The sequence below is a fragment of the Dyadobacter alkalitolerans DSM 23607 genome (assembly GCF_000428845.1).
In the GTDB taxonomy this organism is placed as follows: domain Bacteria; phylum Bacteroidota; class Bacteroidia; order Cytophagales; family Spirosomataceae; genus Dyadobacter; species Dyadobacter alkalitolerans.
The window spans coordinates 139,673-157,400 of sequence record NZ_AUAS01000014.1; the positions used below are offsets into that span (position 1 = coordinate 139,673).

Annotated in this window: 15 protein-coding genes; 5 read left to right on the forward strand and 10 right to left on the reverse strand. The window is 45.5% G+C overall.

All coding sequences use genetic code 11. The features are described from left to right. Positions 1–130: 130 nt before the first annotated feature. From G395_RS0121710 to G395_RS0121730, 5 genes are all read right to left on the reverse strand, one after another. Positions 131–3,022 carry a putative Ig domain-containing protein gene (locus G395_RS0121710; RefSeq protein WP_026632003.1) on the reverse strand — a complete coding sequence of 964 codons (2,892 nt, stop codon included), beginning with the start codon at positions 3,020–3,022 and terminating at the stop codon, positions 131–133. A gap of 1 nt (position 3,023) precedes the next feature. Further along, a complete protein-coding gene (locus G395_RS0121715; protein WP_026632004.1) occupies positions 3,024–4,139 on the reverse strand; it encodes a glycosyltransferase in 1,116 nt (371 codons plus the stop codon). Beyond that, positions 4,126–5,142, reverse strand: coding sequence for a glycosyltransferase family 2 protein (locus G395_RS0121720; RefSeq protein ID WP_026632005.1), 1,017 nt, complete (start codon positions 5,140–5,142; stop codon positions 4,126–4,128). The genes G395_RS0121715 and G395_RS0121720 overlap by 14 nt, the downstream gene beginning before the upstream one ends. Positions 5,143–5,244: 102 nt before the next feature. Next, on the reverse strand, positions 5,245–6,423 hold the full coding sequence (locus tag G395_RS0121725) for an acetyl-CoA C-acyltransferase (RefSeq protein ID WP_026632006.1): 1,179 nt from the start codon (positions 6,421–6,423) through the stop codon (positions 5,245–5,247). A gap of 162 nt (positions 6,424–6,585) precedes the next feature. Next, a complete protein-coding gene (locus G395_RS0121730) occupies positions 6,586–6,819 on the reverse strand; it encodes a PspC domain-containing protein (RefSeq protein ID WP_026632007.1) in 234 nt (77 codons plus the stop codon). Between the two features lie 295 nt (positions 6,820–7,114). Here G395_RS0121730 and secA point away from each other — a divergent pair, with 295 nt between their 5' ends. Together secA and G395_RS0121740 are read left to right on the forward strand one after the other, a co-directional pair. Next, positions 7,115–10,462 (forward strand): preprotein translocase subunit SecA, encoded by a 3,348-nt coding sequence (secA, locus tag G395_RS0121735; RefSeq protein ID WP_026632008.1) that lies wholly within the window; start codon positions 7,115–7,117, stop codon positions 10,460–10,462. Positions 10,463–10,596: 134 nt separating this feature from the next. Continuing rightward, positions 10,597–11,256, forward strand: a complete 660-nt coding sequence (locus tag G395_RS0121740) for a phosphatidylserine decarboxylase family protein (protein ID WP_026632009.1) — start codon at positions 10,597–10,599, stop codon at positions 11,254–11,256. Here the strand turns inward: G395_RS0121740 and G395_RS0121745 are convergent. Next, on the reverse strand, positions 11,248–11,868 hold the full coding sequence (locus tag G395_RS0121745; protein WP_026632010.1) for a rhomboid family intramembrane serine protease: 621 nt from the start codon (positions 11,866–11,868) through the stop codon (positions 11,248–11,250). The genes G395_RS0121740 and G395_RS0121745 overlap by 9 nt on opposite strands. 27 nt (positions 11,869–11,895) lie before the next feature. After that, on the reverse strand, positions 11,896–12,867 hold the full coding sequence (locus G395_RS0121750; RefSeq protein WP_374754388.1) for a polyprenyl synthetase family protein: 972 nt from the start codon (positions 12,865–12,867) through the stop codon (positions 11,896–11,898). A gap of 138 nt (positions 12,868–13,005) precedes the next feature. Here G395_RS0121750 and G395_RS0121755 point away from each other — a divergent pair, with 138 nt between their 5' ends. Beyond that, the gene (locus G395_RS0121755; protein ID WP_026632012.1) at positions 13,006–13,836 is read left to right on the forward strand and encodes an aminotransferase class IV; all 831 of its coding nucleotides are present in this window, start codon (positions 13,006–13,008) and stop codon (positions 13,834–13,836) included. Positions 13,837–13,892: 56 nt separating this feature from the next. Here the strand turns inward: G395_RS0121755 and G395_RS0121760 are convergent, their stop codons facing one another. The 3 genes from G395_RS0121760 to G395_RS0121770 form a co-directional block, all read right to left on the reverse strand. Beyond that, entirely contained in the window at positions 13,893–14,753 is an 861-nt protein-coding gene (locus G395_RS0121760) for a hypothetical protein (protein ID WP_035361861.1), read from the reverse strand. Positions 14,754–14,880: 127 nt separating this feature from the next. Further along, the gene (thiL, locus tag G395_RS0121765) at positions 14,881–15,900 is read right to left on the reverse strand and encodes a thiamine-phosphate kinase (protein ID WP_026632014.1); all 1,020 of its coding nucleotides are present in this window, start codon (positions 15,898–15,900) and stop codon (positions 14,881–14,883) included. 102 nt (positions 15,901–16,002) lie between these two features. Beyond that, a complete protein-coding gene (locus tag G395_RS0121770) occupies positions 16,003–16,458 on the reverse strand; it encodes a lipocalin family protein (protein ID WP_026632015.1) in 456 nt (151 codons plus the stop codon). 137 nt (positions 16,459–16,595) lie between these two features. Here G395_RS0121770 and G395_RS0121775 point away from each other — a divergent pair, with 137 nt between their 5' ends. Together G395_RS0121775 and G395_RS0121780 are read left to right on the forward strand one after the other, a co-directional pair. Beyond that, positions 16,596–16,826 (forward strand): cytochrome b5 domain-containing protein, encoded by a 231-nt coding sequence (locus tag G395_RS0121775; RefSeq protein WP_026632016.1) that lies wholly within the window; start codon positions 16,596–16,598, stop codon positions 16,824–16,826. A 53-nt stretch (positions 16,827–16,879) separates the two neighbouring features. After that, positions 16,880–17,725, forward strand: coding sequence for an N-acetylglucosamine kinase (locus G395_RS0121780; RefSeq protein ID WP_026632017.1), 846 nt, complete (start codon positions 16,880–16,882; stop codon positions 17,723–17,725). The last annotated feature ends 3 nt before the right edge of the window (positions 17,726–17,728 follow it).

Here is a 17,728-nt window from a genome sequence, read left to right on the forward strand (position 1 = left end):
ATTGATGATTAAGGCTTGAATTAAGGTATGCTTGCATACTACTTCTTGTATTGCAAATATATATCATTCGCAGTATTATGCAAGCATACCTTTCGTAAAAACGGAAGGAGAAAAATGGTGATTTGAAGCCTTACTTTTTGAAGATTTTAAACTGTTTTAAGAGCGTGCCGTTGCTGTGCAGGCGGACAACATAAATGCCCGAAGAAATGTATAATCTGGAAAGATCAATGTTGGCCAGGTCATCGGAAACCGTAACAAATTCCTTTGGAAAATCAATCTTTTTCCCTGAAACTGTAATCAGCTCGTAGGAAATGTCATTAGCGTCCAAATCGGCCGGGAGCTTCACATTGAAAACGCTTTCCACCGGATTCGGGAAAAAACGCCAGTCTTCCAGGTCTTTTGTAATGTTGATAGAATCCCCGTAGGAAATGCTGAACTGGATCGAGTTTGTGACAATCGCCGAATCCTCTTTCGTTGCTGTGACCGTGAGGGTGTACCGGCCGATATAAGGTGCGAATCCGCTGGCATTTTCGTAAAGTGCAAACGGGAAAGTTTTCGTTTGAGATTTCCTGTTATACGGACCCGTTAAATAGAAATCAACCTTATCGTATTCAAAATTTCCGTGCGCGTAAATATTCAGGGAGGAAGGTAAATCGCTATGAGCGAGGACGTCATCGCCCGTGAGTTTCCTAATCACACGCTGATCCACTTTGCTGCCGCCTTGCACCAGTTCGAAACGGAATTTAGGGATTTCAACGATCAGTATAAACGGCACTTCCACATATGCCCCTGCATTATCGTAGGCCCTGATAATGAGCCTGTATTCTCCCTCCACTGTTGGCGTTCCGGAAAATGTATTGAGTGCGAAGTTGAGCCAGGATGGGCGGTTTTGTAATGTTATCGAAGAAATATACCCGTCGGGATCACCAAAGATTTCTGTTGGTAAAATGTAGTTAAACGGCATGTTTAATTGTCCATACTTGACTGGTAATGAACCAGCCGCATAAGGCGGCGCATTAAGGAACTGCTTTTCGACGACTTTAATCGTGAAATAGGTTTCCACAAAGGCATTCAGATCGTCATATGCCTTCAAACTAATGCGAAATTCACCCAAGCTAGGCGGCGTTCCGGTGAGAACACCATTTGTAAATTTAAGCCAGCTTGGAAGCTCGCTTGCTTCGATTTTGGTCACTTCACCGTCTGCATCCTCAAATGCGCCATCGTTGATGGGCAGTGAAAATGGCTCGTTTACAGCAATGGTCTGATTTGAAAAACTGGCATCTACCGTTGGTGGCTTGTTGGCATTTTCACGCGTATCCACACGAACGGTCAGGAATGCTTCCGTGACACCGCCTTCATCATCAATTCCTTTTACCTGAATGCGATAATCCCCAAGCGTTGCCGGCCGTCCTCTCAGCTGACCGTTTTCAAATTTCAGCCAGGATGGCAAAGTGCCGACCTCCATTCTCACAACCGTTCCGTCCACATCGGAAAAAGTATCAATGGGCAGCTTGTAAGCGAAATCTTTGTTAACCGCAATGATCTGCATCGGCACCGGCTTGAACACATACGGTGGGTAATTAGATGCATCGTCCCAATATTCAGGAGCGAGAATGTCTTCATTCAGACCAATATAAACTGGTTTTGGGTTATTCGGATCGGCGTAAGCACGTTTTCTCCATTCGTCGTAAACAACATTCATCGGCCCGCTTTTTTCCACAGCTGCCGAAAGCCTGTAACTCACGGAATCGGTATAAACGATGGGTTTCATCGGCTGGTTAAGCCAGGTCTGAGCGGCCTGCCGGAGAAAAGGTTCGGCCCTCGACATTGTGCTTTGAACGGACGCTACAACGGCAACCACATTTGCGCCGTGAGCAAAATTTTCGTTAATCTGCCTTAAATGAGCATTGTTGTCAAATACTGTGTTGATAAACAGCTCATTAGCAATTATAAAGTTAGCAGGAGCAGTACTTTTAATGATATCAACGGACCATCTGTGATCGTGCGTGGCGAGGTCGTCATTGATTTTTATACCGTTGGATTTTTCATTTAAACTCCTGAAACCCAGCGTTCCGCGTACACTGGAAATTCTGTCAAAAACAGAGCCATAGTCAGATACAAATTTGACATTCGGATCAACAGACTTAACGGCCGTGATCATTTGCTCTGTAAAACGCTTCAAGATAAGGTGACGGTAAATGTACCAGTCCTTACCAGCACGCTGACGGAACGATTCTGAGGGTTCCCAAGGCGTTGCAGGCGGTAACACCTCTTCGAAATTCTTGTGGTTGATCCCCCATAAATAATTGAGGCGCTGGAGCTTCTTATAATGTGATATCAAAAACTCCCTGAACCCGGTTATCATGGACCTGGAATAATCGTATACCGCAGGGCTTTCCTTGCCATTTTCGATCAGACTGCCAGGATATTCGCCTTCCTGCGTTCCCGTGGTCGTTATGGAAACGAATAACAGCTGTTTGTTGGTCTGAAGATATTTATATCGAGTAACCGTTTCCTTGACAAATGCTTGTGCTTTTGCCGAGATCGCATCATTATCAAATCCAAATGAAGTATCCTGATATCCACTGATTACCGGCTTGCCTGTGGAGCTCATATGGCTGTCCGAAGGTTCCCAAAAGCCCTTAATCCGCGTGCTATGCCTGCCCAGGTGAATGCGCAGCGCCACCTTCATTCCCAAATCCGTAGCTGTTTTGATTTGCTGGTCGAATTTGTCCCAAAGCGGCTTGTCTGTCGGTGAGGTATAATAGATTTTATCCCAGGGAATGGTAAGATAAACCGCATTCATTCCGTACGCATGTGCCGACCTGATCAGATCCAGCTCAGGGCCCTTTTCATCTTTATCCAACACATTAAGCAGCATCAGTGCCAGATAGCGCTGGTTGTCCGCCTCGGTCGTTCCAGGATTGGTCTGGGCATGGAGCGTTTGAAAAGAGATAGTCCAAGCCAAAACCACAAAGAATATCTTCGTGAGCAATTTAGACCCGTACGTAGAATGATGCATGCTAATAATTTTTATCTATTAATTCGATCCAGTTTTTATAACCATTGTCCACGTTGAACCGACTGGCTACTTCAATGCTTTTTTCACTGCTGGTTGCCGTTTCGCCGCTCATTACCGAGCGGATTCCTTTTACCATTTGTTTTATACTAATATCCTGAGTAACAATGCCCATGCCTTCTTTTACAAATTCCGAAACACCACCAGAAGGAAATGAAACAATAGGCTTACCGAGCAGCGCAGCTTCAATCATCACCAAAGGAAACGGGTCCTGACGGGACGTGAGTAAAAACCCATTTCCCATGTTAAGGTAATTATAATAATCTTCTTTCTGCTTTCCGACGAGGTGAATTTTCGTCGCCGATTTTGAATTCCTGCAACGTTGTTCTGTGTAATAAACGAGCCCGTCATCAATGCTTGCTCCCACCCATATCAGGTGAACGCGCGGATCGTTAAGTTCTTGTGCAAGATCGGGTAACATATCAAAACCTTTTCTTTCCGAGGTCATTCCCGACAGAATCCACACAAAATCATCGGCTGGAATGCCTAATGCCCGTTTCAGCTCGGCTGTGCGCCTCTCATCTTTTTTTACAAGGGTGTGATCAATAAAAGAATAAAGCAGCTCCACATTTTTTCCACCGGCATCTTTAATCGGTTCACAAGTCGTTTGCGAGCAGCCGATAAGCAGGCTGGAATAATCGATAATGCTTTTGAAGTCCGGCGAACTTAAATAAGTGTAGGTCAATGGCATTTCATGAAAATGTGTGATCACCGGAATGGAAAATTCCTTGGCAACCACAATCGTTTCAGGCATCATCGTTGTATTTACATACCAAAAATCAGCCTTGAAATCCTTTGCCAGTTTTCTGAGATATTTCAATGTAGGATGGATCCCAAGGTGAAAAGAGATCTTTTCCACGATATTGAAAGTTTTAGGCGCTATAAAAACGGGAATGTCCGAGGGAAATTCTTTCAATAATTCACCATTTGCAAAACTTACAATGCCGATATCAAAGCGGCTTCGGTCAATTTTGTTCACGATATAAAGCAGCATCATTTCTGACCCTGTCCGCGTTGCATAAGGAGTAAAGAAGAGGATCTTTTTCTTAACGTTGTTCATGTACAGCTGTTAGCAGATCAATATTTTCTTCGGGCTTTATCTTGTAGAGCCCTTTCTTCAATAGGAGTGTTTTCCAAAAATATTTCAGGATGACCCTGGTTTTGCGCACATATATATGTTGCGTTCGCAGTTCCGTGAAGGGGTTACCGTCTTTTTTCAGGTTTAAAGCCATTTTCCAGCCATAAATAACGGGGATCATAAGAATGTAATGTGCAATGAGCAGCAAATACTGAAGCATTCCATATTGTTTCCGCACCCACAGGAAGTTGGAAATCTGCATTTGCGTGCTGAAACGGTTGATCCACGAAATATTCGTCCGCCGGAAAGGATTTTTGTTTTCCAGGTGAATGAACTTGCAGTCTTTGAAATAGCAAAGCTTCCCCAGCTTCCCAAGCCGCCCCGACCATTCAACATCTTCGCCATACATAAAGAAATCATCACTGAACCCGCCTGTTTTCTCAAATCCTTCCCTGCGAACAAAAATGAAAGCGCCCACAAGCCAGTCATACTGGTCAGGATCGGCATATTGGGGATCAGGATAAAGCTTTTTCACGACCTTATCTACGGTATTACTGATCGGAAGGATGAAAAATGTGCGGCGGAAGTCGTTAAAACTTTGGTAAAAAGGCATTGGCGTGCCGTCGGCGTAATATTGGAGTGCGCCGCATGCGATAATGTCGGTTCGCACATTCAGGCGTTCGAAGCAGCGGTGAATGACATTGTCGGTAATTAATGTGTCCGCATTCAGCAGCAGAAAATATTTTCCTTTTGCTACGGCCATTCCCCTGTTATTAGCAATCCCAAAACCGTCGTTAGAAGGCGCGTTAATCCATGTAATCTCCGGATATGCCCTTCTGACTAATTCGCCACCACCGTTTTCCGGATCATTATCAACAACAATAATCTCAAAAGAAATGCCTGAAGTAAACTGATAAATAGAGTCTAAACAATTGATTATGAGCTGAGGCGTCCGATAATTGATAATGATAATGGATACATCCATGCAGAGGTGTGTATGTTTTGGGGCAAAAATAAAGAATCTCCGCCGAAGATGGTTCATTCTTCAACGGAGACCGTAAAATAAGTTATGCAATTACCGAACGGTTTAATTTAACCTTTCAAAAATTCCTGCAACGCCTTGTCCGCCGCCAACACAGGCTGTTACCATGCCGTATTTTTGATTTCTGCGTTCCATTTCATTGAATAACTGCACAGAAAGCCGCGCACCGGTTGATCCCAATGCGTGTCCCAAAGCGATTGCACCACCATTAGGATTCACAATTTCCGGGTTAATGTCCAGTTCCTGGATCACTGCCAGCGATTGTGCCGCAAATGCTTCATTCAGTTCTATTTGTTCAATGTCATTCAGTTTTAATCCCGCTTGTTTCAATGCAATAGGGATAGCAGCCACCGGTCCGATTCCCATAACCCGCGGGTCCACTCCGGCAGTTGCATAGGAAAGCATTTTAGCAATGGGTTTCAAATTCAGCTCCTCCACCATCTTCTCCGACATGACCATGACAAATGCTGCTCCGTCGGAAGTTTGGGATGAATTTCCTGCGGTTACGGTTCCTCCGGCTGCAAAAACGGGTTTCAATTTATTCAATGCTTCCAAAGTCGTGTCCGCACGCGGGCCTTCGTCCTGGCTTACCACGGTTTCCTTCGTTTTCTTTTTGCCGGAGGCAGCATCAAAATACGTTTCCTTCACCGTTACTGGCACAATTCCGTCCGCAAACCGGCCCTCTTTCTGCGCCCTTAATGCTTTCTGGTGCGAGCTGAAAGCGAATTCATCCTGCTTCTCGCGGCTGATGTTGTAATCTTTCGCAACCTGCTCGGCGGTCAGGCCCATGCTTAAATAGTAATCCGGGTTGGTGTGTGCAATGTCATAGTTCAATGCTGTTTTCCAGCCCATTGTAGGAACTAGTGACATGGATTCTGTTCCACCTGCAATGATGCAATCGGCCATTCCGGCATGAATTTTCGCTGATGCCATGGCAATGGCTTCCACGCCGCTGCCGCAATAACGGTTGATCGTAATGCCCGAAACGTTTTTCGGAAGTGCCAGCAAAGCCACGTAACGGCCCATTTGCATGCCCTGCTCCGCTTCTGGCACCGCATTGCCGACAATCACATCGTCTACACGCGCAGGATCAAGGTTAGGGATTTTTTCAAGCAGATATTTGATGACAGTTGCTCCGAGGTCGTCAGGACGGGTAAAACGGAAGCCTCCCCGGGAAGCTTTTCCGACGGCGCTACGGTAACCGGCAACTATGTATGCATTCATATATGTCTGATATTTAGTTTGGAGCGTAACACAGGCATTGGAGAATAGTATGCCTGCATACCATTGGTAAAAATAGCAATTAATCATAAAACAACAAACCACCGGAATTTGTTTTCCGGTGGTTTGCAATTACCAAGTCTTACTGATGGAACCTTTGATATTTTAAGAATAAATCCGATGTTCTTCGTGTGTTTTGGGCCTTTTAGCGCCGTCCGGCATCACGATCCAAAGGATAATGTAAAACAGGATGATAGGAAATGTTACCGGAATGAAAACGCCCAAAACGAAAAGTACACGGACGATCGTTACATCTATATCCAGATAATCCGCGATTCCGGATGCTACACCACCTATGATTTTGCTGCTTGTATTGCGAAATAATCTGTTGTTGTTCATGGCTGTCGTTGTTTATTTTTTCTTTGATGATTCAAAGGTACTGTGTATTACATAGTAGTTGAAAATAATTGGTATAAGCGGTTCTCTTGCCTGAGTATGGGTGCCTTATTGGTTTGAGCAAACGGTAAAAAAACACTAGAGTTACATTAGGATTCTTCTGATTCATATACAATACTATTTGCAATGAATTACCTTTGAGTTTGAAAATGATAGCTTTGCTGACAATCTGGCACGATTAGCGGGCAGGCTCAATTATTTTTCTGTAAATGATCGGTTAAAAACATATACTAAAATCATGTTTAAAATATTTTCAAAGCTGTTCGGCACAAAATCAGAACGGGATTTAAAAGAATTGACTCCCTACGTTGATAAAGTCAATGCCGAATACGCACTCCTGGCTTCCTTAACCAATGATGACCTGCGGGCAAAATCCGAAGGTCTGAAACAACATATTGCCGACAACCTGAAATCCATTGATGACCAGATTGCTGCTTTAAGGCAACAAGCTGCTGATGAGCCTAATGTCGATAGCAAAGAAGCGATTTTCAAGAAAATTGATGCCCTTGATCTGGATCGAAATAAAGAACTCGAAAAGATCCTTTTGGATATTTTGCCAAAAGCCTTTGCCATTGTAAAAGAAACGGCGCGCCGCTTCAAGGAAAATGAAAAGCTGGAAGTGACGGCTTCTTTCTTCGACAGGGAAGTGGCATCCAAAAAGTCACACGTTGTTATTGAAGGTGACAAAGCTTACTGGAATACAACCTGGGATGTAATCGGCCAGCCTATAAAGTGGAACATGCTGCATTATGATGTGCAGCTGATCGGTGGTGTGGTTTTGCACCAGGGGAAGATCTCTGAAATGGCGACAGGGGAAGGTAAAACGCTAGTTGCAACACTTCCTGCATTCCTTAATGCATTGGCAGGAAACGGCGTTCACATTGTAACCGTGAACGATTACCTGGCAAAACGTGATGCAGAATGGAATGCACCTCTTTTTGAATTTCACGGCATGAGCGTCGATTGCATCGACCGCCATCAGCCCAACACCATTGCCCGCAGAAATGCATATAAAGCCTCATTAACTTACGGAACCAACAACGAGTTCGGCTTCGACTATCTGCGTGACAACATGTCACGTACGCCGGAAGAACTCGTTCAGCGCAAGCACCACTTTGCAATGGTCGATGAGGTTGACTCCGTATTGATCGATGATGCGCGTACGCCGTTGATCATTAGCGGGCCAGTTCCAAGAGGAGATGAGCAGGAATATCTGGAATTAAAACCACGCGTTTCGCGGATCGTTGAAGCACAGAAAAAGCTAGCGATGGATTTCCTTACCGACGCCCGAAAGAAAATTGCAGCCGGCGATAAAAAAGAAGGAGCATTATCCTTGTTCCGTGCACATCGCGGGATGCCGAAATACAAGCCTTTGATTAAATATCTGAGTGAATCGGGTATTAAGGCGCTCATGCAGGAATCTGAATCCATTTATCTTGCTGAAAACCAGAAACTGATGCCAGTAGCGGACGAGCCGCTTTACTTCACCATCGACGAGCGTCATAACAGCATTGAACTAACAGAAAAAGGAATCGACTTTCTGACAGGTGAGTCAGAAGAAACCAATTTCTTTATCCTGCCCGACATTGCGGTTGATCTGGATGCGATTGAGAAAGACGCATCATTGAATGAGCAGGAACGCATTATCAGAAAAGAAGCATTAATTCGCGATTATTCTGTAAAAACTGCTCGTATCCATACAGTTAACCAACTTTTGAAAGCATTTACGCTTTTCGAAAAAGACGTGGAATACGTGATCATGGACGGAAAGGTTAAGATCGTCGATGAGCAGACTGGCCGTATCATGGATGGCCGTCGTTATTCCGACGGTTTACACCAGGCGATTGAAGCGAAAGAGAATGTGCGCGTTGAAGATGCCACTCAGACTTACGCGACAGTTACCCTACAAAATTACTTCCGTATGTATCACAAGCTGGCCGGTATGACCGGAACGGCGGAGACGGAAGCGGGTGAATTCTGGGAAATTTACAAACTGGATGTGGTTTCGATCCCTACCAATGTAAACGCGGTAAGGAAAGACCATGAAGATAAAGTGTATCGTTCGGTTCGTGAGAAATATAATGCGGTAACGGATGAAATTGTAGAGCTTGTTGAAGCCGGGCGGCCTGTTTTGGTGGGTACAACTTCGGTTGAAAACTCCGAGATCATCAGCCGGATGCTTACATTAAGAAAAATCCAACACCAGGTGCTTAATGCCAAGCAACACCAGCGCGAGGCGGAAGTGGTGACAGAAGCCGGTAAGCCGGGAACTGTGACAATTGCAACCAACATGGCTGGTCGTGGAACGGACATTAAGCTTACGCCGGAATCGAAAAAAGCGGGCGGACTTGCGATCATTGGTACAGAACGTCACGAAAGCCGTCGTGTAGACAGGCAGTTGCGCGGTCGTTCCGGTCGCCAGGGCGACCCGGGTTCTTCTCAATTCTTTGTCTCATTGGAAGATAACCTGATGCGTCTCTTCGGTTCTGACCGGATGGCGAAGGTGATGGACCGGATGGGATTGGAAGAAGGTGAAGTAATCCAGAGCGGAATGATCACCAAATCCATCGAACGCGCGCAGAAAAAGGTTGAAGAGAATAACTTCGGCATGCGGAAGCGTCTTTTGGAATATGATGACGTGATGAACTATCAGCGTGACGCCATTTATACACGTCGCCGCAATGCATTGTTTGGAGAACGTCTGGCGGTTGACATTGCAAATACATTATATGATGTATGTGATGAGTTGGTTAGCTCTGCAACTTCTTATGCGGAACTTGAACTGGCAGTGATCACAACATTAGGAATGGAAGTTCCTTACAGTGAGGCGGAATATGGTTCAATGAGGCCTGCGGACCGTTCACAAAAGCTTTACGATGCGGCTGAAAAGCAATATCAGGAGAAAAATGCTTCGATAGCAGCAAAAGCATTCCCTGTTTTGAGCTCTATTTACGCAGAACGCGGTGCAACGATTTCTGAAATCATGATCCCGTTCAGTGACGGAATCCGTCAGACTGGCGTTGTGGTGGGCTTGAAAAAGGCTATCGAAAACGAGGGAAGGGAAATCACGACCGAAATGGAGAAGGCCATCGTGCTTTCGCTGATCGACCAGGAGTGGAAAGAGCATTTGCGTGAAATGGATGATTTGAAACAGTCGGTTCAAAATGCTGTATTCGAGCAAAAAGATCCGTTGTTGATTTACAAATTTGAATCGGTTGAGCTTTTCAAACGCTTCCTAAGCAAGGTGAATTTTGATATGATCTCCTTCCTGATGAAGGCGGATATTCCTCAGGAAGAGGCGGTTCCGGCTACTGCGGTGCAGCAAACCGTGCGTCGCCCTGCGCCAGCGCCTGAGTTGCATACCAACCGTGAGGAGGATTTTGACCTGGATATGGACGGCGGCCCGAACGAGTACGCCCGTAATATGGAGTCAACCATAAAGGCACAGCCCGTTCGCACCATTAAAATCGCGGACCGGAACCAGAAAGTATCTGTCCAGTATCGCGATGGCCGAATTTTGCGTGACGTGAAATTCAAAAAAGTGGAGCAGGAAGTGAAGAACGGAGACTGCGTCGTGATCGAATAATCATTCACAAAGCATTAATAAATTGTAAAGCCCTGCCCTTCTGAATGGATTGGCAGGGCTTTTGATGGAAAGGAAATCAGTATTTATACGATATTTGTATTTTACAGCAAGTCATTAACGAAACATAACCCTGCATGAGACTGCACAAAGAAGGTTACACCATCATGGCCATTACAGCCATTATATTGATACTGATAAACTTAGGCATATATTATCTGCTGCCTGACGGTTATTGGATTCCAAGATTGGTGTTGATTGGCAGTGTTATCGTATTCTTTCTCGTAGTTCAGTTTTTCCGCGTTCCAAAGCGTGTGGTGTATAAAAGTGACAGACAGATCGTCGCGCCCTGCGATGGAAAAGTCGTGGTAATTGAAGAAGTGGTTGAGAGTGAGTATTTTAAAGGGCCAAGGAGACAAATCAGCATTTTCATGTCTCCACTTAATGTGCATATCAACTGGAACCCGATCAGCGGTGTGATCCAGTATTTCAAATATCATCCCGGATTATATCTTGTTGCGTGGCACCCTAAATCCAGCACAGATAACGAGCGCACAACCGTTGTTATCAAGACCATTGAAGGCATCGAAATCCTTTTCCGCCAGATTGCAGGTGCGGCAGCGCGTCGTATACGCTGGTATGTGAAGGAAGGCGACCAGGTGGAGCAGAGCACGGAAATGGGTTTTATCAAATTTGGCTCACGCGTGGACATTTACCTGCCGCTGGATGCGGAAGTAAAGGTTAATTTGCAGGACAAAACAGTAGGAAGCGTAACCGTACTGGCGGAATTAAAATAGTCGCCAGCTCAAAATCTGCTGTAAAAACCCGGGAACCGCGCTGGGATAAACTACGGCCATAAACACAAATCCGAAGATCGCGCCGACCATGTGCGCGCTGTGGTTCACATAACTCGTTCCGCGCTTGGATTCATAAAATGAATATCCTAAGAAGAGCAGTCCGAAGATAAATCCGGGCATACAGATAAAGAAATACAAGCAAACCTGCATCAAAGGCGAATAAAGGATTGCAGCAAAAAGCACGGCTGAAACGCCACCGGACGCACCCAGCGAATTGTATTTGGAGTTATTCCGATGTTTCAGGAATGTCGGAATATCCGAAACAATGATCCCGACAATGTAAAGAAACAAGAAATAAATGGTGCCGCTCGGCCCGAAAAGCATGGCAAAAAGCCTTTCGATTCCTTCTCCTACAAACCACAAACTGAGCATATTGAAGATCAAATGCCCAAAATCCGCGTGAACAAAACCCGATGTTACAAAACGGTAATATTCATTGCGCTGTGTGACTTTATAGGGATTGAGGATCAGTTTGTCCATTAAACTGTAATTGTTCAAGGCATAATAGCTGATTCCGGATGTGATAATGACGAGTATGAGGGTTATGGACATGTTCGGTGTTGAATGTTTGAATGATTGTTACTTTTCGCGCTCAACCAGTTGCTCGGCAAATTGCAGCAATGGTTGCTTTCTTTCTTCATCAATTTTCAGTGCGTGCAGGCTGGAAAGCCCTTTGGTAAAATATTCCTGGATTTTTTGTTCGGTGAATGGCCGGATGCCCAGCTTTTCGTAAATGGCTGTAACGCCCGCCACTTTTTCCTGCTTATCGAAATCAGCCAGACCGATCCATTTATCCAGTTCGGCTTTTGATTCCTGATCCGCTTTGGACAATGCTTCAATCAGCAGGAATGTCTTTTTGTTTGAAATAATATCACCACCGACCTGCTTTCCAAATTTATCGGGATCGCCATAAACATCCAGGAGATCGTCTTTTAATTGAAAACCAATCCCCATATTTTCCCCTGCCGAATAAAGCAGCTGAATGGATTCTTCATCAGCGCCGCCGATAATCCCGCCCAGTTCCAATGCAAAACCGAGCAAAACCGACGTTTTCAGGCGGATCATGCTCAGATATTCTTCTTCGGTAACGTCCCAGCGGGTTTCAAAATTCATATCCAGCTGTTGTCCTTCGCAAACTTCTGCGGCCGTTTTATTGAATCTTTCCAAAACACGGCGCAGCTTTTCGGCAGGAATGTCCAGCAGCAGGTCATAGGCCTTTATTAACATCACATCTCCCGACAAAATCGCCGTGTTCGCATTCCATTTTTCATGAACGGTCAGCTTTCCCCTTCGCAGCGGCGCCTGGTCCATAATGTCATCATGCATCAATGTGAAATTGTGAAAAACTTCAACGGCCATGGCTGGTTTCACAGCATTTTCCCATTGATCAGAATATATAGAAGCGGCAAGTAATGTCAGCAAAGGGCGGAAACGCTTGCCGCCGAGCGACATAATGTAGCGGATCGGCTCATAAAGCTCAGCGGGATGGGCGCCGTAGGATTGTTTTTCAAACTCAATTTGCAGTGTCTGCAGTAATTGTTCGGGTTTAATCATTCGCAGGGTAAAAAAGATCCGCAAGTCAGATCTGACGGGTAAAATAGTAACGTTTTGATTTGATCAGATATGTATGCAAAGTAGGGAAAATTAATAACTTTGAGATTCCGCCTATCATATATTAATTCACCCCGCATGCCTTTTCACCAATATTTCAACGGAGAAATCCTTCCTATTGACAGCCCGGTTTTCAAGACCAATGATCTTGGGTTACTCCGCGGTTTCGGCCTTTTTGACTATTTCAGGACTTATAATGGCGTGCCTTTCCGCTGGGACGATTACTGGCAGCGGTTTGAAAATTCGGCGCGTTTGATGAAACTGACATTGCCCGTAACGCAGCAGGAAACCGCAAAAGTGCTGGCCGATCTGCACGCTATGTCAGGTGAGCGGGAAGTTGCTTTTCGTTTTGTATTAACCGGCGGCTATGCACCGGACAGCGTTAATGTTGTTGAACCTAACTTTTTGATCCGGACTGAGGCTTTGCCCCAAGACAATCCAGCAGGCCGTTTGAAAGGAATCAAAGTGTTGCCCTATGACTATGTCCGCGATTTGCCGGAAGTGAAAACGACGAATTACCTGCATATGGTGCTGATGGCCGACGAACTGCGACGCCAGCAAGCTGCCGATTTGCTTTTCCACAAAGAAGGGGAGGTCAGCGAGCTGACGCGAAGCAACATTTTCATTTTTCAGGGAGATAAGCTCATTACTTCCGACCGCAACATTCTCAAAGGCATTACCCGGAAAGTGGTTATGGAGCTTGCCAAGCCTCATTTTAAAGTGGAGGTGCGGCCGGTAATGTATAAAGAGGTCATTATGGCTGACGAGGTGTTCACAACCAGCACTACCAAGTGGGTGATGCCCGTGGTGCAGATCGGCGACTTGCCAGTGGGCAATGGCGAAGCCGGAAAACGGACGCTTTTCTTGCAGCAGTTGTTTGAAAAACTGGTCGCCAATTGGGGCAAATAAAAAAAAGTGGCAAGCCGGTTGGCTGCCACTTTCCGATTCTCGTAATAAGCTAAAATTTATTTAGGTGCATTTGGTGAATCCTTATTGACGATGGGCCATACGCCAGGTCTTGGAACGCTTACGCCCTTGGTCATGCCTCTTTTCATTTCATCCGGCCCGAAATAGTATAGCGGCCAGCCTTTATAGGTAAGCTGTTTTTTGCCAAAAACATCAATCGTTGCGAACATTGTTTTGTCGAGATTGGAAGGAAGTCCTTTCACTTCGTTTACCTCGTAAATTGGCCATGTCCCGTCTTTTTGCTGATCATTAGTTGTCCAATTGTTGATCCCAGACGAATCGCGGGCGAATGCATACAATGTTCTGCCCATGCCGTCCACAAAAAACTGCGTTTCTCCCGTCCCTTCCGTCAAATCAGGTTTGTAGGATTTTCCGTCGCTTCCCACAAGCTGCGCATTGGCCAACATAATCGTGTAATCCGTCTTGGCGACAAACCAGATTCCACCTACATTATCACCATTCGCTTCACCGGCCTTTGCATCATTTTTATAATAATACAAAGGCCATCCTTTATAGGTGGTTTGTGGTTTGCCGTCAGCACGGGTAATGTTGGCAAAATCGCCGGCCGTAAGGTCGCCGTCGATTTTAAGCTTGGAAAGATCGCTTACAGCGAAAACAGGCCAGTTCGACTCGCAGTTGCCGGAGCAGTTGGAGCTTCCGTTGGCGTCTTTGGAAAAGAAATAGAGTGTCTTGCCATCCTTATCGGTCAAAATCCTTCCTAATGTGGCATTGTCTTTAAGCTGAATGTCATTGGCGATAGGCGTCGGATCCGTTTCCGGGTCGTCATCCGAGCAGGATATGGCTACGGACATGATCAGGCCCAGGATAAAGAGCATGCGGGTGAATTGAAATAATTTCATGGGTTCAATTTTTTATTGTTAGAGATGAATTGGATTGTCGTGAATACGAGCTAAGCCATCCGAAGGTTGCGCAACAAAAAAAGCATAACCAATGGCTATGCTTTTCTAAGTGAATGCGAATCGTTTTTCAGCTCCAACCCTGCGCCGTGATCGGCACCAGGCTGTCTCCTTTGGTGTGGAGCACTATTTCTTCCTTATCTCCCGTCATGTAGCCTATAAAGCTGATTTTGGGATTGTTTTTAATCAAATCATAAGATGCCTGTGAAACTGTGAAAAGCAGTTCGTAATCTTCACCGCCGTTCATCGCCGCCGTGATCGGGCCAATGTTCAGCTCCGAAGCAGCGAGGTAAGTTTGCTCGTCAATTGGAATTCTTTCTTCAAAAACCACCGCACCCACGCCCGATTGCGCACACAAATGCAACAGATCCGAAGCCAATCCATCCGACACATCGATCATGGAAGTGGGCAGCACGCCTGCTTCTGCAAGCTCGTATATGACGTCCATACGCGCTTCCGGGCGAAGCTGGCGCTGGATTACGTAATCTTTTCCTTCCAGTTCCGGCTGCATATCAGGATTGGCAAGGAAAACCTGTTTTTCCCTTTCAAGCAGCTGCAAACCGAGGTAAGCGCCGCCCAGATCGCCCGTAACACATAGCAGATCGTTGGCTTTTGCCGTGTTTCTATAAGTAATTTTATCCTTTTTAACCTTCCCAAAAACGCTTACGGAAATCAAAAGCCCCGATCTTGAAGACGAAGTGTCACCGCCAACCAGATCCACATTGAAATCTGCACAAGCCGCTTTCATGCCGGCATATAGTTCATCAATCGCTTCCAGTGAAAACCGGTTGCTTAATGCCAGATTCACAGTGACTTGCCTCGGAATGCCGTTCATCGCTGCAATGTCCGACACGTTCACCGAGATCGCTTTGTAACCCAAATGTTTCAAAGGGAAAAAGGTAAGGTCGAAATGCACGCCTTCCAGCAGCATATCCGTTGATAGCAAGCCAAATTCCTCACCCGTATCGATCACCGCCGCATCGTCGCCGATTCCCCTTATCGTATCCGGTAATGTTGTTTTTATTCCGCTGTTTATTCTTTTTATAAGCCCGAATTCCCCCAGGCTGCTTATTTCAGTTCTTGTTTCCATGGTGCAAAATTAGCTAAAAAAAGCGAAGCCACTTCCTGTGGGAAATGGCTTCGTAATATTATAGACTATCTCAAAAGCATTGTAATATGCTAATGGAGAGGATTATGGATTGCTTAATGTGTATTCGTTGATTGTTCCGCCGGTTTTTGGGCTGGATTTCAATCTGGTCAGAATCAGTCTGGCGTCGTCCAGGGATGTAATTGTGAATTCAACGGTTCCGCCGCTTCCTGTTGGCTGAGGGGTTAACTCTCTAAGAATCAGCTTGGAATCACCGTCCAGTTCCCAGGTGCCGCTGAATGTGCTGCCGTCGAACTCCGTATAGGAAACCGTTTTCGTGCCGGACGCGTCATTTAATGTCAGTCTGAAAGCCGAATAAGCCGGGACCGCATTGGTTGACCCTCCTCTGGTGTAGACAACCGTCGGCCCGTGCTTCACAGATTCAGCCGTCCACGCTTTCGCAATACGCTCTGATACGGGTTTTACTTTTTTCTTACATCCGGTTGCAATCAGGGTCAGTGCCAGTATTGTACACCAAATTAAAGAGTAACTTTTTTTCATATTTCGTTTTCTTGAATTTCCTAAACAGAACGCCAAGTTCTTACATTTTAGTCTTATTATCAAAATATTCATCCAAGATCATTTTTAATTTCCAACCGAAAATCCGTAATCACTAAATTGCGGGCTAAATGGCAGTAATGAAAGAATATACAAAAGCACAGCTTGCGCTCAGAAACGGGCAGGATAGGGAGGAAATCTGGTGCGCATACAAGGGCATAATCTATGATGTAACCGCATCGCGACTCTGGCGAAACGGGCATCATTATGAGCATTGGGCGGGCCAGGACCTCACCAAGGAATTGGGCGATGCGCCACACTCGGAAAAGGTTTTTAAGCGCTTCAATGCGATTGGAAAACTACAATCCTGAAAAGCCAGCCAGGTCAGACAACATTATCATTACAGCTGAACGCCAACACATTCATGCAGCAAACCTATTTAATAGCGGATAGCGGATCTACGAAAACCGACTGGGTCATAAAGGGTCCGGCAGGCGAACATTCGTTTCAGTCCGCCGGCATCAATCCATTTTATCAGACTGCCGAGGAAATTATCCCGGTTCTGGAAAAGGAAGTTGTGCCTAATCTGATTGGGGCGATTGACAAAATATACTTTTTCGGAGCCGGTTGTGCCGATCAAAAGACGAGTAAGCCCGTTTTTGATGCATTGACTAGCTGCATTTCTTCTGCTGACATTATTGAAGTTGCGTCGGATATGCTGGGGGCGGCGCGTGGGTTGTGCGGGCATGAGCCGGGTTTGGCGTGTATTTTGGGCACGGGTGCAAACAATGCATATTATGATGGCACCAACATTGTCCGTTCCATCGGTTCGCTGGGTTTCTGGCTCGGCGATGAGGGAAGCGGTTCCTATCTGGGAAAAACATTGGTTGTTCATTTCCTGCAAAATGAGTTGCCGGATGATTTGCATGCGCATTTTACAACTCAATTCCCGGACCTGAACCGGCTGTCTGTGTTAGATAATGCTTATAAAAAACCTTATCCTAACCGCTATTTTGCATCATTTTCAACATTCATTGCAGCGCATAGGGAGCATTCATTCTTGCAGAATATGATCGAAAACGCTTTCACGCTTTTTGTTGAAAAATACATTTGCAAGCATAAAGAGGCCGCAACCGTTCCTGTTCATTTTACCGGTTCTATTGCCTTTTATTATCAGGATATTTTAAAAAATGTTTTGGAAAAAAAAGGACTAAAACCCGGACGCATCTTGCGCTCGCCGCTGGAAGGACTTTTGCAGTATTATTCCTGATCT